The sequence below is a fragment of the Mesobaculum littorinae genome (genome assembly GCF_004011175.1).
GTDB lineage: Bacteria > Pseudomonadota > Alphaproteobacteria > Rhodobacterales > Rhodobacteraceae > Tranquillimonas > Tranquillimonas littorinae.
In genome coordinates this window covers 441295-459325 of record NZ_RQXX01000002.1, presented here as the reverse complement: position 1 = coordinate 459325, position 18031 = coordinate 441295, and the positions used below count along the sequence as shown (strand labels likewise).

Genomic DNA, 18031 nt, shown 5'->3' with positions numbered 1-18031 from the left:
CTGGACAAGGCCGGTCGCGTTCGTCGCGGCCGGCCTTTTTCCTGCGCGGTACGCTGGTGCCGACGCCTATCCGGGAGGGCGGCCAAGCGCCCCGGGCCGGCACGGCGTGGAGGGTGATTCCCGCTGTCCGGAGTGTGCAAACGTCGACGCGCCCTCTTGGCGGTCCCCTCCGGCGCCTACCGCCGGGCCGGGATTTGCGGCCAGGTCTCAGATGGTTAGCAGAAAACGACCGGCGACAGGACCGCGTCGCAATTTCCCATTTGGCGACAATTGGGCGGAAACAATCTGTTTTCTCGCCATACGGGAAATCGCGATACATGCTTCCCCAATGCTTGGGGGCATGACCATTATGATTTTGAATCTGACCAGTATCCTGCGGCAGCTGCCGTTCAGCCTGCCCTTCCTCGAAACCGGAGTACTGTTGCTTTTGGCCTTTGGCGCGGGGCTCGGCCACTGACGGCGCCGACCCTGTGCTTAAGACCCGAACCCTCGCGCGGGGCTGGCCGGATCAGTTGCCGTTCGCCTTGGCGATGGCGGGCCGGATCTGGCTGTCGATCACGCGCTCCGTGATCGGCCCGGCAAAGCGCAGGACGATGCGGCCCTCACCGTCCAGCACGTAGGTTTCGGGCACGCCGTACACGCCCCAGTCCAGCGCCGTGCGCCCCGACGCGTCGGCGGCGATGGCCGCGAAAGGGTTGCCCAGGTCGCGCAGGAACCCCAGCGCCCGCTCGGGCTCGTCCTTGTAGTTGATGCCGTAGATCGGCACCCCCTCTTCGGCCAGCGCCGCGAGATGCGGATGCTCGACCCTGCACGGCGCGCACCAACTGGCCCAGAAGTTCACGAGTTTCGCGCCGGGGTTGCGCAACGTCTCGGCGTCGAACCCGGCCTCGCCCGGCATCGGCTCCAGCGTCAGCTCGGGCGCGACCTGCCCCGCGCGCGCCGAGGGCAGCGCCTCGGGATCATCGCGCTGCATGCCCAGCCAGAAGGCGACCGCCATCCCGGCAAAGATCAGCGGCGGCAGGACCGCGAGCGCCTTAATCTTCACGGCGTTTCTCCATCTCTCGCAGGTCGCGCCGCACGCGGCGGCTGCGCAGCACCGTCGCCGCCACCAGCGCCGCCAGAAGACACAGGGACACGCCGTAGGCCAGCGTCACCTCGGCCGCGTATTTGCCAAGCTCGGGCATCATTCCATCCGCTCCCGCAGGCGCAGGACATGCAGCCGCCGCGCGCGGATCTCGGTCCGGGTGCGGGCCAGGACCAGCGCGAGGAACAGCATGACGAAGCCCGCCATCGACACCAGAAGCGGCCACCAGAACACGTCGGCCACGTTCTCCTTGGCGTCGAGGCTGAGAGACGCGCCCTGGTGCAGCCCCTGGTTCCAGAAGTTCACCGCATAGCGGCTGAGGATCGCGAAGACCGACCCGACAAGGCAGAGCACGCCGGTCAGGTCCGCCGCCGTCTCGGGCTCTTCGATCGCGGACCAAAGCGCGATGTAGCCCAGGTAGAACAGGAACAGGATCAGGAACGACGTCAGCCGCGGATCCCAGGCCCACCACGTGCCCCACATAGGCTGGCCCCAGATCGCCCCGGTGGCCAGCGCGATCACCGTCATCACCATGCCCACGGGCGCCGCCGCGCGGGCGACCAGCGCGCTGACATGGTGACGCCGGACCAGCCAGATCAGCGAGGCTACGAGCATCGCCAGCCAGCCGTTAATCGCGACCAGCGCGGCCGGCACGTGCAAATAGATGATCTTGACGGTCGAGCCCTGGCGATAATCCTCGGGCGTCAGGAAAAAGCCCCAGAAGAGGCCCGCCGCGATGCACAGGCCCGCCCCCCAGGCCAGCCAGGGCAGAACCCTGCCCGACAGGGCCATGAAGCGGACCGGATTGGCGTATTCCCACAAAGACATGCGTCTCTCCTATCTCCGCCCCCCGGGGCACTCAAGACCCGGCGCTTGCGGCAAAGCGCCCGTGGCGCGGCAGCCCCTAGCGCAGGTTGATCCTGAGCGCCGCCGCGGTGGCAAAGGGCAGCACCGCGACGGTGCCGAGGCTGACCCCGGCAAGCATCATCAGCGGCGTCGCGGCATCCGCCCCGGCCCCGCCCCGGCCGACCGCCAGCGCGCCGAAGATCAGCGTCGGCACGTAAAGCGGCAGAACCAGAAGCGACATCAGCAGCCCGCCGCGCTTGAGCCCCACGGTCAGCGCCGCGCCGAAGGCCCCGATGACGCTGAGCGCCGGGGTCCCCAGAAGAAGCGAGCCTATCAGCCATCCCGTGGCCGCGGGCGCCAGGTTCAGCAGCACGCCCAGCCCCGGCGCCACCAGCGCCAGCGGCAGGCCTGTGGTCAGCCAGTGCGCCAGAGCCTTCGTCGCTGCCACGGCCTCAAGCGGGATCGGCGCGGTTGCCAGAAGATCCAGCGTCCCGTCCTCGCGATCCAGCGCGAAGATCCGGTCGAGCGACAGCAGCACCGCCAGAAGCGCGCCGATCCAGAGCGCGCCCGGCGCGATCCGCGCCAGCACCCCCGGCTCGGGCCCCACGCCGAACGGGATCAGCACCGTCACGATCAGGAAAAAGGCCAGCGACAGCCCGAAGCCGCCCCCCGACCGCACCGCGAGCCGCAGGTCGCGCAGAAGCAGCGCCCTCACAGGAACGCCTCCGCATCCGCCGCGTTGCCGAAGCCGTCCGGCGCGCCGCCCTGCCCCCGCGCGGGCGGCGCGGAGCGAAACGCCGTGACGTCCAGCACCTCGCCCGGCACACCCAGATCGATATGCGTGGCGATCAGGGCCGCACCCCCGGCATCAAGGTGCCGCGCCAGAACGGACGCAAAGCGCGTGACCGACGCGGTGTCGAGCGACACCGTCGGTTCGTCCAGCGCCCAAACGGGGCGTCCGGTGACCATCAGCCGGGCCAGCCCGAGGCGGCGCCTCTGCCCCGCGGACATGTGGGCCGCCGCCCGATCCGCCAGCCGTTCAAGCCCGAAGGCCGCCAATGCCGATCGCACATCGGGCGAGGTGCCGAAAAGCTCGGCCCAGAACCTCAGGTTCTCGGTCGCGGTCAGGGTGGATTTCAGCCCATCGGCATGGCCGTGATACGCGATCATGCCCGGCTCGGGGTCGGCCCGCCCGGAAAGGGCGGGTTGCAGCCCGGCCAGCGTGCGCAGAAGCGTGGTCTTGCCCGATCCGTTGGGCCCCCGAAGGATCAGCGCCCGGCCCGGCGCCACCCGAAAGGTGACGCCCGACAACAGGGGCCATCCGCCCCGCGCCACTGCAAGATCCCGACACGACAGTTCCATGTCCGCGGACTTAGCCGATCCGGGCGCGGGGCAAAAGCCGCGTCGCGACGGGCTGCCCGCGTGACCCCGGGCCCTACCCCGACCACGGTCCTAGCCGTTCAGCGGCGACTGTCCGGTCGAGGCCGTCGTGCCGCCGTCCACCGGCAGGACCACGCCGCGTGCAGGCTGATGTAAAACCCGAATAGGTTGACCTCGATCTGGCGGCGGACATCGTCCGGCGACATCTCGTCCACCCTGCCATCACCGCGATCCCTGCATTTAAGACAAGCACGGCTATACCGCCCGCCGCGGGACGGTCCGCGCACCCATGTTGGCCGTCGCGGCGGGGTCCGCGATCTCTGCCGCGATCCGCATGCCACACGCAGGCACCTCGGCCAGGATATGATCAAGGTCGGCCGGGTCGAGGTTCACTATCGCAACATGCGTGCCTAGGCATGAAACCTCCGGGCCGCGGCGGGGCTGATTTCCGAGGCGGCGCCGGTGAAGAAGACGGTCTTGTCGAAGGCAGTCGCCGTATGTCCCACGTCGCGTGCCCCATCTTGTCCATTGGCGTCGGATCATGGGAACGACAGAGTCCCCCGCCGCGATCCCGGTCAAATCTGCGGGAGGGCGACGGGGGGCTTGCGGCCCTCAGAGGCGGCATGAGGGGGCCGCTCCGTAGAACCGCGCGTCACCCCGCCGCGGGCGGCAGGCATGACGCGGCTGGCATGACGGCGTCTCAGGCGGCCGCGGGCCGGAACGTCATGCTGACGCCGTTGATGCAGTGACGCTTGCCGGTCGGTTCGGGCCCGTCGTCGAAGATGTGGCCCAGGTGCGACCCGCAGCGCGCGCAGTGGCATTCGGTGCGCACCATGAAGAAGCTGCGGTCGTTCTTGGTGCCGATGCCGCCATCGATCGCCTGGTAGAAGGACGGCCAGCCGGTGCCGCTCTTGAACTTGGTCGCGGCGTCATAGACCGGGTGGTCACAGCCCTTGCAATGGAAGATGCCGGCGCGCGTCTCGTCGTTCAGTGGTGAGGTGAAGGCGCGCTCGGTCCCCTCTTCGCGCATCACGTCGTACTCCAGATCCGACAGCATTTCCTTCCACTCGGCCTCGGTCCTCGTGACCTCGAAGTTGCCCTCGGTCGCGGCGCGGGCGGCCAGCGGCGACATGAATGCGGCCAGAGACGCCATGGTGAAATCGCGGCGGTTCATCTGCGGTTCCTTTCCTTCTGCCCGGGTCGCCCACGAACGGGCGCCCATCGACGTCGCCCGCAACCGGGCGCCATTCTATACCGCCCGCAAACGGGCGCCTGATACAGCCCACCCGCAGCGGGTGTCGGCAAGACCAAGCCGCGGCACGGGCATCTGCAAAAAATCGGCTTCCGGCCCGCGCGGCACTCAAAGCCTGCGGCGGGGCCGAAAGATGCCGTCCGGCGCATGACCGGACGGCACCCACTCTCTACACGCGAACTCGCTACGAAACGCATCACCCCCTCGTGAGGGCGATCAAATCACTACGACCGGTCAACGCGACCGACCCGTCCCGGGCCCAGGCAACTGGCCACGACGGGCCAGCCCCTCGGCGGGACACATCGGGAGCCACGAAAAAACCCGGCCCGAAGTTTCGGACCGGGTCAAAATTTTTCAGGAGATTTCCATCACAGCGTCGTGAGCGGTGCGGTCGCCACGATTTCGCCCGTGGGAGCGCCCGTGGGCGAGCCGCCCGCGGGCTCGTCCGACACGGCGAAGGTACCGCCCTGCAGCGCCTCGACCACCTCTTGCGGCACCGGGCGCCGGGTTTCCCCGTCCCAGTCCAGCAGACCCAGCGAAAGCGGCGCGGGCCCGTCCGCGGGGATCACCCACAATTCGTAGTCGCGTCCCGCCCCGGCGGTGCCCGACTGCCGCGCGACGGTGAGGATGCTGCGCGAGCTGTCGATGCTGGCGTTCAGCACCAGATCGCGCGCCGTGGCCTGCACCTCGGCCACGTAGACGGGGCCTGTGGTCGTCGGCGGTGGCGTGAGCTGGGTGACGATGATCAGTGCGGCCACATGCGCGGCGACGAAGGCCGCGGCCAGCCAGCCGCGGGCGCGGCTGACGCGCGCCGGGCGACCCAGCCGGCCGGTCCGCGCGCCCTTGGGCTGCCTGGTGTCCGGGGATGGTGCGATGCGGCGCTCGATCTCGCGGCGCACCGAGGGCGGCGGCGCAACCTCGGGGACGCCCGCGATCAGCGGCAGGAAACGTTCCTCCCAGAATGCGACCCGGCCGCGCAGCGCGCCCTCAAGCTCGAGCCGCGCCTCGAAGGCGCGCATCTCTGCGGTGTCGAGAAGGCGCAACACGTATTCCGCCGCGCGGATCGCGTCGTCGCGGTCATCGTATGTTGCAGCGTCACTCATCGACCAAGACACTCTTTCAGTTTGTCCAGGCTGCGCCGCAGCCAAGTCCGCATCGTGTTGAGCGGCACGGCGTACCGCTCGGCCAGGTCCCGGTAGCTGAGACCATCCAGATAGGCCCCCCGGACCGCCTGCGCCTTGTCGGACTCGAGCTCGTCGAGACAGGCGCGGATGCGATCCCGCTCCGACAGGGCGATGGCCCGCGCCTCGGGCCCCGGGTCGCTGTCGGGAACCTCGCGGGCCTCGGAGATATCGCCCCCCGTCGCACCCCCGGCGGCCCGCCGCGCGCGCAACCTGTCGATGGCGCTGTTGCGGGCGACGGTGATCAGCCAGGTCATCGGGCTCAGCCCGTTGGCGCGATACCGGTCCGCGTTGCGCCAGATCTTGACGAACACGTCCTGAAGCACATCCTCGGCCTCGGGTCGGTCATTCAAGACACGGAGACAGACGCCGAAAAGTTTCGCGCTGGTCCGATCATAGAGTTCGAGAAAGGCAGACCGATCCCCGGTCGCAGTCTTCTGTAGCAGGCTTTCGATTTCGGCGATGGTCAAATGCCGGTACTCCTCGGGGCGCGCGTGGGCGCGCATGGCCCCGTCGCGGGCCAGTCTTGCCGTCTTGTCGCGCGAACTCAAGCCCCGGTTACACGAAAACCGGACCGGCCTTTCCCTTGCACCTGCATGGGATATGTTGCACCACGCAAACCGATCCGCGGCGCCCGGAATGCCGGGGCCGGCATGAGGGAACCAGTTACTATGGCGGATGGAACTATGGACATCGCGGCGAAACCGACCGAGGAAATTTCGGTGCGCGAGACCTTCGGGCTCGACTCCGACATGATGGTCAAGGGCTTCGCCGAGCCGTCCGACCGTGTCCCCGCGCTGGATCCGACCTACAAGTTCGACCGTGACACGACGCTCGCCATCCTCGCCGGGTTCAGCCACAATCGCCGGGTGATGATCCAGGGCTATCACGGCACCGGCAAGTCGACCCATATCGAACAGGTCGCCGCCCGGCTGAACTGGCCCTGCGTGCGGGTAAACCTCGACAGTCACATCAGCCGGATCGACCTGATCGGCAAGGACGCGATCAAGCTGCGCGACGGCAAGCAGTTCACCGAGTTCCAGGAGGGCATCCTGCCCTGGGCTCTGCGCAACCCCACCGCCATCGTCTTCGACGAATACGATGCGGGCCGTGCCGACGTGATGTTCGTGATCCAGCGGGTGCTCGAGGTCGAGGGCAAGCTGACGCTGCTCGACCAGAACGAGGTGATCGAACCACATCCCTATTTCCGCCTCTTCGCCACGGCGAACACGGTGGGCCTGGGCGACACCACCGGCCTTTACCACGGCACCCAGCAGATCAACCAGGGCCAGATGGACCGCTGGAGCCTGGTGGCGACGCTGAACTACCTCAGCCACGATGCCGAGACGGCCATCGTGCTGTCGAAGTCGCCGCACTACAACACCGAGGCCGGGCGCCGCACGATCAGCCAGATGGTGACCGTGGCCGACCTGACCCGCACCGCCTTCATGAACGGCGACCTCTCCACGGTGATGAGCCCGCGGACCGTCATCGCCTGGGCCCAGAACGCCGAGATCTTCGCCGATGTCGGCTATGCCTTCCGGCTGACCTTCCTCAACAAGTGCGATGAACTTGAGCGTGAGACGGTGGCCGAGTTCTACCAGCGCTGCTTTGACGAGGAACTGCCCGAGAGCGCCGCGAACGTCCGCGTCCGGTAAGGGCGCCGCCACGCAGTCGCGATCCGCAACACGCCGCCGGGCCCTCCGGCGGCGTTTTTCGTTCGCGCGGCGCCCCCCGCCGCCCGGCGATGGCACGGCCCCCTTGCCGACCCGCCCGGGCGGTGATTTATCAAGGTCATGAGCAAACCGTCAGACAACCCCGCCGATCCCTTCAAGAAGGCGCTGGCCGAGGCCACCAAGGTTCTGGCCGACGACCCCGACCTGGGCGTGTCCTATTCGGTCGACCCTCCGGGGATGACCAATGACGGGGTGCGGCTGCCGCAGATCTCGCGCCGGATGACCCGGGACGAGGTGCTGATGGCCCGCGGCACCGCCGACAGTTATGCGCTGCGGCGCAAGTATCACGATGCGGGCACCTTCAACCGCTACGCCCCGCAGGGCCAGATGGCCCGCGATCTCTACGAGGCGATGGAGATGGCCCGGTGCGAGGCCGTGGGCGCCCGCGCCATGCCCGGCACCGCCGGCAACATCGACGCCAAGATCGGCGCCGAGGCCGCGCGCAAGGGCTATGGCGATGTGACATCGACCGACGACGTACCGCTGCACGTGGCGGCGGGCTACCTGATCCGGCACCTGGCGACCGGTCGCACCCTGCCCGGCGGCGCCGACAACGTGATGCAGCTGTGGCGCGGCTTCATCGAAGAGAACGCCGCCGAAACGCTCGCCGATCTCGACACCACGCTGGCCGACCAGTCGGCCTTTGCCCGCTTCACACGCAAGATGATCGAGGATCTGGGATTCGGCGACCAGCTGGGCGAGGATCCCGACGCCGAAGACCCTGATCAGGAGGACGAGGCCGAGGAAAGCGACGACGAGGACCAGCCCGACAGCTCCGGCGACGACGACGGCTCCGACGAGGACGACAGCGAGGCGTCCCCCGAACAGAGCCAGGACCAGTCGCAGGACGCGGCCGAGGCGCAGATGGCCTCGGACGAGACCGCCGACATGGAGACGGGCGAAGACGCCGACATGCCCGAGGGCGAGGCCCCGATGGACCCGCCGCCCCCCGCGCCGGTCTCCGACGCCGACCCCAACTACCAGGTCTTCTCGACCCGCTTCGACGAAGAGATCCGCGCCGAGGACCTGGCCGAACCGGCGGAACTGGAACGGCTGCGCGCCTATCTCGACCAGCAGCTCGATCCGCTGAAGGGCGCCGTGTCCCGGCTGGCCAACAAGCTGCAGCGCCGCCTGCAGGCGCAGCAGAACCGCAGCTGGGAATTCGACCTCGAAGAGGGCATCCTCGACGCCGGGCGGCTGGCCCGGGTGGTCGCGAACCCCACGACCCCGCTGTCCTTCAAGGTCGAGAGGGATACCGAGTTCCGCGATACTGTGGTGACCCTCCTGCTCGACAACTCAGGCTCGATGCGCGGGCGCCCGATCTCGATCGCGGCGATCTGCGCCGATGTTCTGGCACGCACGCTGGAACGCTGCCAGGTCAAGGTCGAGATCCTGGGCTTCACCACCCGCGCGTGGAAGGGCGGGCAAAGCCGCGAGGCATGGCTTGCCGAGGGCCGCCCGCAGACGCCGGGGCGGCTCAACGATCTGCGCCACATCATCTACAAGCACGCCGATGCGCCCTGGCGGCGGGCGCGCTCGAACCTCGGGCTGATGATGAAGGAAGGGCTGCTGAAAGAGAACATCGACGGCGAGGCGCTGGAATGGGCGCACCGCCGGATGGAGCGGCGCACAGAGGCGCGCAAGATCCTGATGGTGATCTCGGACGGCGCGCCGGTGGACGATTCGACGCTGTCGGTGAACCCGGCCAATTACCTCGAACGGCACCTGCGCGACGTCATCGCCATGGTCGGCCGCCGCCGCGCGGTCGAACTGCTGGCCATCGGCATCGGTCACGACGTGACGCGCTACTACGACCGTGCGGTCACGATCACCGACGTCGAACAGCTGGCCGGCGCGATGACCGAGCAGCTGGCCGGCCTGTTCGACAGCGATCCGCGAAAGCGGGCCCGCGTGCTGGGGATGAGAAAGGCGTCGTGATGTTCCAGGAATTCACCGCAACCAGCAGCCCCGAACAGGGCCCGCCCCGCGTCGCCGCCCTGCGCGAGGAGATGGCGGCCGACGGCCTGTCGGCCTTTCTCGTTCCCCGCGCCGACGTGCATCAGGGCGAATACGTCGCCCCGCACGACGAACGCCTCGCCTGGCTCACCGGGTTCACCGGCTCGGCCGGGTTCGCCGCCGTGCTGACCGACCGCGTCGGGCTCTTCGTCGATGGCCGCTACACGCTGCAGGCACGGACGCAGGTGGCCACCGACCTCATCACCCCCGTCGCATGGCCCGCCACCCGGCTGGGCCCGTGGCTGGCCGAGGCGCTGGAGGACGGCGCCGAGGTGGGTTTCGACCCCTGGCTGCACACGGTGCGCGAAATCGAGGATCTGCGCGCCACCCTTGCGCTGAAGGGCATCGAGCTGGTAGAGACGATGAACCTCGTCGATCGGATCTGGGCAGATCAGCCCGCCCCGCCCGCCGCGCCGATCCAGCCCTACCCCGTCACGCTTGCCGGGCGCTTTTCGTCCGAAAAGCGTGCCGAGGCGGCCGAGGATCTGCGCAAGGCGGGCGAGACCGCGCTGATCCTGACGCTGCCCGACAGTATCGCGTGGCTTCTGAACATCCGCGGCGCCGACATCGCGCATACGCCCGTCGCCCATGCCTTCTGCATCCTCTACGATACCGGCCGGGCCGAGCTTTTCGTCGATCCTGCAAAGGCCGAGGGCCTGCGCGACCACCTGGGCGACGAGGTCGCGCTGTGCCCCGCCGATGAGTTCCCCGAGGCGCTGGGCCACCTGGAAGGGCCCGTGCGGCTGGACCGCGACAGTGTTCCGTATGAGGTCGCGCGGCGGCTGGAAGAGGCCGCGATCGACATCTCCTGGGCCGGCGATCCCTGCATCCTGCGCAAGGCCTGCAAGACCCCGGCCGAGATCGCCGCGACCCGGGCCGCGCACCTGCGCGACGGTGCAGCGGTCTGCCGCTTCCTGCACTGGCTGGAGACGCAGGCCGAGGGGCTGACCCGCTCGGAAACCCGCCCGACCGAGATCGACGTCGTGCGCGCGCTCGAAGGGTTCCGCGCCGAGACCGGCGAGCTGAAGGAGATCAGCTTCGACACCATCTCGGGCGCCGGTCCGAACGGCGCCATCGTGCATTACCGCGTGACCGAAGACAGCAATCGCCCGCTGTCCAGGGGCGAGCTGATGCTGGTGGATTCGGGGGCGCAGTACCTCGATGGCACCACCGACATCACCCGCACCATCGCCATAGGCCAACCCTCGGCCGAAGCGCGGGCCTGCTTTACCCGTGTACTCAAGGGAATGATCGCGATGTCGCGCGCGGTCTGGCCCGCGGGCCTCGCCGGGCGCGATTTGGACGCGCTGGCGCGGATGCCGCTGTGGATGGCGGGGCAGGATTACGACCATGGCACGGGCCACGGCGTCGGCGTCTACCTTGGCGTGCACGAGGGCCCGCAGCGGCTGAGCCGGATCAGCGAGGTGCCGTTACGCCCCGGGATGATCCTGTCGAACGAGCCCGGCTATTACCGCGAGGGCAGCTTCGGCATCCGGATCGAGAACCTGCTGGTGGTCGAAACGGCGGACCTGCCCGGCGCCGATGCGGGGCGCGACTTCCTGCGCTTCTCCACGCTGACCTACGCGCCCATCGACCGGCGGCTGATCAACGCGGCGATGCTGTCGGGGGGCGAACGCGACTGGCTGAACGCCTACCATGCCGAGGTCGCGGCCAAGCTCGCCGATCGGGTCGAGGGCGACGCCGCCGCGTGGCTCGCCCGCGCCACCGCGCCGATCTGATCTTCGGGGGGCCGTGCGGGGGCCGGGCGGCGCGCATGTAACCGCGCCCAGGCCCGGCGGCGCCCTGCCCCATCCCTTTGCGGCCGTCCCGAAACGGCCGCCCGGCTTTGCAAGGATGACAGCCAATGGCGTGGATCTATCTCGTCATCGCTGGCCTGCTCGAAGTGTGCTGGGCCTTCGCGATGAAGCAGTCGGACGGCTTCACCCGTCCCCTGCCGACGGCGGTGATGGTGGTGACGATGCTGGGCAGCTTCGGCCTGTTGTCGGTGTCGATGCGCAGCCTCCCCCTGGGCACCGCCTACATGATCTGGACCGGGATCGGCGCGCTCGGCGCCTTTGTCCTGGGCATCGCGGTGCTGGGCGAGGCGATGGGCCCCCTGCGCCTGGCCGCCGCGGCGCTGATCCTGTGCGGGCTGGTCCTGATGAAGCTTGCGACCCCGGGGTGAGGCCCTCACGCCCGGACCCGCCGACGTTGCAAAGCGACATGGTCCTGTCGCGGAACGCCTGCTAGGCTGGGGTGCACAACACAAGGTCACGATATGAGCGACAAGATCACGATCTCGCCGGCATCCGGCACCTGGGTGGTCCGTGCGGGGGGTGCCGTCATCGGGGAAACCACCACCGCCCTGCGGCTGGAGGAAACCGGGCACGACCCTGTCATCTATTTTCCGCGTGCGGATATCGCGATGGCCCTGCTCGAATCATCGGACACGGTGACGCGCTGCCCATTGAAGGGCGAGGCGCGGCACTACTCGATCCAGGGCAAGAGCGGGGCGATCCAGGACGCGGCCTGGTCCTATGAATCGCCCATCGAAGGCGCGCAGGACATCACCGGCCACATCGCCTTCTACGCCGACAAGGCGACCGTCGAAGAGATCTGAGGCCGGACCGCGTCCGGTCCGCCTCCGCCCGGTTCCGGCCACCCTCCGCCATCGCGGCGGCCAAAGCGGCCTGGCCTAAGCTGTCACCCCCTGCATGATCCGGCGCAACCCCGATGCCGGGCGTCCGGGCGGTGTCACCGCGGGAACGGCGGCACGGCGGGGACCACGTCTCAGGAGGTTGGGTCACGTGAAACGGCGCGGGCCATGCCGGGGACGGGGCTGACGCCGCGGGCGGGCCGTCGCGGCCACGTCCCCGAGGCTCAGGAATGCTCTTCCGCCGCGGTGGCCGCCAGCGCGCGGTTATAGGCGCGCAGCGCGTCGACGTGGAACAGGGCGCCCACGATCTCGGGGCTTTCGCCCTTGGCCCCCATCCGCACCACCGGCAGGAACATCCGGTTCGTCCGTTCGAAGAGGGGCATCGCAGCGTCGAGCGTGGCGTTGGATTCGATCTGCACCCCGGCCTCGATCGCGTCCCACACGGCGTCGTCGGGGGCGGCGCGCGGATCCTCGGGCTTGCGCATCACGTTGGCCACCCTGAACATCGACAGAAGATAGGCCTGCGGCCCCTTGGCGACGTGGATATTGCGCCGCTCAAGCTGGGTCAGGAAGAACGAGCGGTAGACCAGCCGCGACGCCAGCGCCGAGGCGATCGAGACGGTGACCATCACCGCAAGCCCCGTCTGCCAGTCACCCGTCAGTTCGAACACGATCAGCGTGGTCGAGATCGGCGCGCCCAGCACCGAGGCCGCGACCGCCCCCATCCCCGCCAGCGCATAAAGCGTCTCGGACCCCGACACCTCGGGAAAGAGACCCGTGGCCACCAGCCCGAAGGCCAGCCCCGTCAGCGCCCCGAGCATCAGCGAAGGCGAAAAGACGCCGCCGCCCATGCGCCCGCCCATCGTGACCGCGACCGCGATGGTCTTGAGCACCGCCAGAACCACGACCTCCCCCAGAAGCAGGCCGCCGGTCAGTGCCTCGGACGTCGTTTCGTACCCCACGCCGATGATGTGCGGAAAGGGGATCGCCAGGGCGCCCAGGATCAGCCCCGCCAAGGCCGGGCGCAGATAGCGCGGCATGCCGAAACGGCGCTGGACATGGTTGCCCACATCCTCGGCAAAGAAGACCGCCCGCATCAGCGCCGTTGCCACCAGACCGCAGAGAAGCCCCAGCAGGACGAAGGCGGGAAGCTCGACATAGAAGGACAGCGCGCCCTCTTCGGCCAGAACGAATTCGGTGACGTCGCCGAACTCGATCCGGTTGATGACCGTGCCCGCAGCACTGGCGATGGCGATGGGGGCAAAGGCGTGCATGGCAAAGTGCCGCAGCACCACCTCCAGCGCAAAGAGCGCGCCCGCGATGGGCGCGTTGAAACTGGCCGAGACGGCGGCGGCCACGGCACAGCCCAGCAGGTCGCGTCCGGTGATGCCGCTGGCGTTGATCCGGTTCGACACCCATGTCGCGATCACGCCCGCCATGTGCACCACCGGCCCTTCGCGCCCGGTCGAACCGCCCGAGGACAGCGTGATCAGCGACGCCGCGGCCGACGCAAGGCCCGCGCGCGTCTCGACACGGCCTTCGTTCAGCGCCGCGCCCGCGATCACCTCGGAGACCGAGCGCACGCGCCCGTCGGGAGTGAAGTGGTCGAGGATAAGCCCCACGATCAGCCCGCCCGCGACGGGGATCAGCAGGATCCAGTACCAGTCCAGCGTTTCGGCAAAGCTGCGCAGGTGAAGGATGTCCTCGGTGCCGTAAAGCGTCGCCTGCAGCGCGTTGATGCCCTTGCGAAAGAACAGCGCGGCAAAGCCCGCGGCGATGCCGATCACCAGCGCGATGAACCAGAACTGCAGCTGGCTGGGGCCGCGGTGGCGCAGCACCTCCCACGCGTGAAGCAGCGCGGCGCGGGCGCGACCCACCTCGTCTGTCAGGCTCCATTGGCCCGGCTCGGCCATGCTGTCGCACCTGCTTCGTCCGGGCGTCGGGTCGGGGTTTCCCCGGCCGCCCGCGTGGCCTAGGGTCCGCGTCATTCGAAAAGGAGAGGACCGATGCCGATCCCCGCGGCTCTTGATAAGCTTACATCCTTGTTAGGCGATCGCCTTGTCGCGTCCAAGGCGGAACTGGACCAGCACAGCCGGTCGGAAACCCATTTTGCCGCCGCCGCCCCCGATGCCGTGGCCTACCCTGAGACCACCGAAGAAGTGCAGGCGCTGGTGCGGATCTGCGGCGAGCACGGGCTGCCCGTCACCGCCTGGGGCGCGGGCACGTCGCTCGAGGCGCAGGCGCTGGCGACCTCGGGCGGCGTCGTGGTGGATTTCGCGCGCATGGCCGCGATCCTCGAGATCAACCCCGAGGACATGGACGTCCGTGTGCAGCCCGGCATCACCCGCGAGACGCTGAACACCGAGCTGCGCGCGACGGGCCTGTTCTTTCCCGTGGATCCCGGCGCCAATGCCTCGATCGGGGGGATGGCGATGACGCGCGCCAGCGGCACCACCGCCGTGCGCTACGGCACGATGCGCGACAACGTCATGGGGCTCGAGGTCGTGCTGGCCGATGGCCGCGCCATCCGCACCGGCAGCCGGGCGCGCAAGACCGCGTCGGGCTACGACCTGACGGGACTCATGGTCGGCTCGGAGGGCACCTTGGGTCTGGTCACCGAACTGACGCTGAAGCTGCATGGCCAGCCCGAGGCGGTGTCGTCGGCGGTCTGCGCCTTTGCCGATATCGGCCCCGCGGTCGAAGCGGTGATTGCCACCATCCAGTCGGGCATCAATATGGCCCGGATCGAATTCCTCGACAGCGATACCGTCGCCGCCTGCAACGCGGCGTCGAAGCTGGGGCTGCCCGAGACGCCGCATTTGATGGTCGAATTCCATGGCTCCGAGGCGGCGGTCGCCGAAGAGGCGGCGCGGTTCGGCGAGATCGCCGAAGAGTTCGGCGCCACCGGCTTTGCCTGGTCGACGCTGGCCGAGGAACGCAACCGCCTCTGGGCCGCGCGGCACCAAGCCTACTGGTCGATCCTGCAGTCGCGCCCCGGCACCACGGCAATCGTCACCGACATCTGCGTGCCCCTGTCGCGGCTGGCGCAGGCGGTCGAGGAGACGCGCGCCGACATCGCCGCGTCGCCCATCCCCGGCCCGATCCTGGGCCATGTCGGCGACGGCAATTTCCATGCGATCCTGCTGGTGCGCCAGGGCGATGCCGAAGAAATGCGCGCGGCCGAGGCGCTGTCGGCACGGATGGCCGACCGCGCCCTGTCGCTGGGCGGCACCGTCACCGGCGAACACGGCGTGGGCCTGGGCAAGCTGGGCTACATGGAGCGCGAGCATGGCGAGGGGTGGGCCGTGATGGCCGAGCTGAAGCGCGCGCTCGACCCCGGCAACCTGCTGAACCCCGGCAAGACGGTGCGGCTGTGAGCCTCCGGCACGGCGTCGGGACAGGCGCGGGCGGGCTCGTTCCGGGCCATCCTGCCCCCGTGTCGTGCCGTTCGCTCCACGCCGTGACCCTGTCCACGCCATGAGCCTGCCCGCCCCGTGACCCTGCCCACGCCCGAGGACATGCCGGTCGCCTTCGCGCGGGCGTGGGCGGCGCGGGACGCCGACGCGCTGGCCGCGCTTTTTGCCGAGGATGCGGATTTCGTGAATGTCGTGGGCCTTTGGTGGCACGACCGCGCCGCGATCCGCGCCGCGCATCATTACGGCCTGACGACCTTTTTCCGCGACAGCCGGCTGCGCGTGGGGCGGGTGAAGACCAGGGACCTGGGCGGCAGGGCGGCGGTGGTGCAGGCGCGGATGCACCTGAGCGGCCAGCTGGCCCCCGACGGGTCCAAGGCCGGGCCCCGCACGACGCTGTTCCTGTTCGTCATGGAGCGGCGAACGGACGGCTGGATCTGCGTCGCCGCGCAAAACGGCGAGGTGATCGCCGGCGCGGAAACCCACCTGAGCGGGCCGCAGGGGACGACACCGCAGGACTACCGCTAAACCCTGCGACCCGCGGCAGCCCTGTCGGTGCCCGGCAACGACCGGCCACCGGACGCGGCACCCCCCGGGCGTGGCCGGGACTGCCAGACGCCTTGCCCCGCTCGACCCGAACCCTCTCCTGAGACCGTCCAGCCGCCCCGCCAACGGGGCCGCGGGGGCGTCCGTGCAAGCGCGGCCAACGGGGCCCGCCGCAAATCTCCCCGCCACTCGGGCCAAAGGGCGAGCGGCGCAGGCCGATCCCGCCGCTCAGGCCGCGGCGGCGCTTCCCAGCAGGGCCCGGGCGGCGCCGCGAGCCTCTTCGGTCACGATGTCGCCTGCCAGCATCCGCGCGATCTCGTCCACCCTCTCGTCATGGTCCAGCGGCACGACGCGCGAGGTGGTCATGCCATCGGCCACGCTTTTCTCGACCCGCCAGTGATGCGCGCCAAGCGCTGCGACCTGCGGCGAATGGGTGACAACCAGCACCTGCGCCTCGCCCGACAGCTGCGCCAGCCGGCGACCGACGGCGTCCGCCGTGGCACCGCCCACGCCGCGGTCGATCTCGTCGAAGATCAGCGTCATGCCCGAGGCATCCCGCGTCAGGCAGACCTTGAGCGCCAGGAGGAACCGCGACAGCTCGCCCCCGCTGGCGATCCGGTCCAGGGGTCCCGGAGGCGCGCCGGGGTTGGTGGCGACGGTAAAGGCCACGAGGTCGCGGCCCTCGGGGCCCGGCTCGCCCTGCTCGATCGTGGTGGCGAAGACCGCGCGCTCCATCTTGAGCGGCGCGAGCTCGGCCGCCATCGCGGCGTCGAGCCGTCCGGCGGCCTCTCGCCGCAGATCGCTCAGCGCCCCGGCAGCTCGGTCATAGGCGGCATCCGCCTGCGACACCTGCGCGTCCAGCGCCTCGATATCCGCGGCGCCGGCATCCAGCTGCGCCAGCTTGGTGCGCAGGTCCTCGGCAAACCCCGCCAGGTCGTCGGCCAGCACCCCGTGTTTGCGCGCTAGCCCGCGGATCGCGAACAGACGCTCTTCGGTGCGTTCGAGCTCGCCCGGGTCGATGTCCAGCGCATCGAGAGCACCGGCGACCTCCTGCTCGGCGAGCGCAAGTTCGTTGCGCGCGCGCTCCAGCGTCTCCATCGCGGTGTCGAGCGCGCCTTCGAGCCCCGCCGCCGCACCGTCGAGCCAGCGTGCAGCATCGGCGGCCAGCCCCTCGGCCCCCTCGCCCCCCAGCGCCTGCAGGGCCCGGGCCACGTCCTCGCGGACCCGCTCAGCCGCCTGCATCTGGCGGCGGCGGACGTCCAGCGCCGCCTCCTCGCCCGCCTCGGGCGCCAGCGCGTCCAGCTCGCCCGCCGCGTGGCGCAGGAACTCTTCTTCGGCCTGCACCTCGGCCAGACGGGCGCGGGCGGCCTCGGCCGCGCGCCGGGCATCGCTGCGCGCCCGCCACGCACGGCGCGCCGCATCGAGCGCCGCGTCAGCCCCCGCGAAACTGTCCAGAAGCCTGCGATGCCCGCGCGGGTTCAGAAGGCCCCGGTCGTCATGCTGGCCATGCAGTTCGACCAGCGTTTCGGACAGCCGCCGCAGCACCTCGCCACTGGCGCGGCGGTCGTTGACCCACGCCGTCTTGCGCCCCTCGCGGGTGTTGACCCGGCGCAGAAGCAACCCGTCCTCGGCGTCGATGCCGGCCTCTTCCAGCACGGCGCGGGCGGCATGGCCCTCCGGCAGATCGAACTCGGCCGTGACCTCGCCCGTCTCGGCGCCCTGTCGCACCAGTTCGGCCCGGCCGCGCCAGCCCAGCACGAAGCCGAGCGCATCGAGCAGGATCGACTTGCCCGCCCCCGTTTCGCCGGTCAGCACGTTGAGACCGGACTGGAAATCGAGATCCAGCCGGTCGATCAGCAACATGTCCCGGATTTCAAGTCCGCGCAGCATCACATGCCAGCCCTAAGGGTGCGTGTCGCCA

General features: G+C 69.6%; 17 protein-coding genes. 7 read left to right on the top strand and 10 right to left on the bottom strand.

Going from position 1 to position 18031, the window contains the following annotated elements; translation table 11 throughout:
- Positions 1-508: 508 nt before the first annotated feature.
- The 8 genes from EKE94_RS06930 to EKE94_RS06895 form a co-directional block, all read right to left on the bottom strand.
- Positions 509-1045 (bottom strand): DsbE family thiol:disulfide interchange protein, encoded by a 537-nt coding sequence (locus tag EKE94_RS06930; protein WP_127905871.1) that lies wholly within the window; start codon positions 1043-1045, stop codon positions 509-511.
- Positions 1035-1187 (bottom strand): heme exporter protein CcmD, encoded by a 153-nt coding sequence (ccmD, locus tag EKE94_RS06925; protein WP_206615029.1) that lies wholly within the window; start codon positions 1185-1187, stop codon positions 1035-1037. Before ccmD ends, EKE94_RS06930 begins: the two co-directional genes overlap by 11 nt.
- Complete coding sequence (locus EKE94_RS06920; protein WP_127905870.1) at positions 1184-1912, bottom strand: heme ABC transporter permease; 729 nt, start codon at positions 1910-1912, stop codon at positions 1184-1186. Before EKE94_RS06920 ends, ccmD begins: the two co-directional genes overlap by 4 nt.
- Positions 1913-1988: 76 nt before the next feature.
- Positions 1989-2645 carry a heme exporter protein CcmB gene (ccmB, locus tag EKE94_RS06915; protein WP_127905869.1) on the bottom strand — a complete coding sequence of 219 codons (657 nt, stop codon included), beginning with the start codon at positions 2643-2645 and terminating at the stop codon, positions 1989-1991.
- Positions 2642-3292, bottom strand: a complete 651-nt coding sequence (gene ccmA / locus EKE94_RS06910; protein ID WP_127905868.1) for a heme ABC exporter ATP-binding protein CcmA — start codon at positions 3290-3292, stop codon at positions 2642-2644. Before ccmA ends, ccmB begins: the two co-directional genes overlap by 4 nt.
- Positions 3293-4010: 718 nt before the next feature.
- Positions 4011-4484 carry a peptide-methionine (R)-S-oxide reductase MsrB gene (msrB, locus tag EKE94_RS06905; RefSeq protein WP_127905867.1) on the bottom strand — a complete coding sequence of 158 codons (474 nt, stop codon included), beginning with the start codon at positions 4482-4484 and terminating at the stop codon, positions 4011-4013.
- Positions 4485-4930: 446 nt separating this feature from the next.
- Positions 4931-5665, bottom strand: a complete 735-nt coding sequence (locus EKE94_RS06900; RefSeq protein ID WP_127905866.1) for an anti-sigma factor — start codon at positions 5663-5665, stop codon at positions 4931-4933.
- A complete protein-coding gene (locus EKE94_RS06895) occupies positions 5662-6213 on the bottom strand; it encodes a sigma-70 family RNA polymerase sigma factor (RefSeq protein WP_127905865.1) in 552 nt (183 codons plus the stop codon). The genes EKE94_RS06900 and EKE94_RS06895 overlap by 4 nt, the downstream gene beginning before the upstream one ends.
- Before the next feature lie 201 nt (positions 6214-6414).
- Here EKE94_RS06895 and cobS point away from each other — a divergent pair, with 201 nt between their 5' ends.
- From cobS to EKE94_RS06870, 5 genes are all read left to right on the top strand, one after another.
- A complete protein-coding gene (gene cobS / locus EKE94_RS06890) occupies positions 6415-7401 on the top strand; it encodes a cobaltochelatase subunit CobS (protein WP_127905864.1) in 987 nt (328 codons plus the stop codon).
- 138 nt (positions 7402-7539) lie between these two features.
- A complete protein-coding gene (gene cobT / locus EKE94_RS06885) occupies positions 7540-9417 on the top strand; it encodes a cobaltochelatase subunit CobT (protein ID WP_127905863.1) in 1878 nt (625 codons plus the stop codon).
- Entirely contained in the window at positions 9417-11234 is a 1818-nt protein-coding gene (locus EKE94_RS06880; RefSeq protein ID WP_127905862.1) for an aminopeptidase P family protein, read from the top strand. The genes cobT and EKE94_RS06880 overlap by 1 nt, the downstream gene beginning before the upstream one ends.
- A 125-nt stretch (positions 11235-11359) precedes the next feature.
- Complete coding sequence (locus tag EKE94_RS06875; protein ID WP_127905861.1) at positions 11360-11680, top strand: DMT family transporter; 321 nt, start codon at positions 11360-11362, stop codon at positions 11678-11680.
- 93 nt (positions 11681-11773) lie between these two features.
- The gene (locus EKE94_RS06870; protein WP_127905860.1) at positions 11774-12115 is read left to right on the top strand and encodes a DUF427 domain-containing protein; all 342 of its coding nucleotides are present in this window, start codon (positions 11774-11776) and stop codon (positions 12113-12115) included.
- A gap of 260 nt (positions 12116-12375) precedes the next feature.
- Here EKE94_RS06870 and EKE94_RS06865 read toward each other — a convergent pair whose 3' ends face one another.
- A complete protein-coding gene (locus EKE94_RS06865; protein ID WP_127905859.1) occupies positions 12376-14064 on the bottom strand; it encodes a chloride channel protein in 1689 nt (562 codons plus the stop codon).
- A gap of 93 nt (positions 14065-14157) precedes the next feature.
- Here EKE94_RS06865 and EKE94_RS06860 point away from each other — a divergent pair, with 93 nt between their 5' ends.
- Positions 14158-15528 carry an FAD-binding oxidoreductase gene (locus EKE94_RS06860; RefSeq protein WP_127905858.1) on the top strand — a complete coding sequence of 457 codons (1371 nt, stop codon included), beginning with the start codon at positions 14158-14160 and terminating at the stop codon, positions 15526-15528.
- Between the two features lie 117 nt (positions 15529-15645).
- Complete coding sequence (locus EKE94_RS06855; protein WP_235855922.1) at positions 15646-16092, top strand: SgcJ/EcaC family oxidoreductase; 447 nt, start codon at positions 15646-15648, stop codon at positions 16090-16092.
- Positions 16093-16338: 246 nt separating this feature from the next.
- Here the strand turns inward: EKE94_RS06855 and recN are convergent, their stop codons facing one another.
- Positions 16339-18000, bottom strand: coding sequence for a DNA repair protein RecN (recN, locus tag EKE94_RS06850; protein ID WP_127905857.1), 1662 nt, complete (start codon positions 17998-18000; stop codon positions 16339-16341).
- Positions 18001-18031 lie beyond the last annotated feature (31 nt).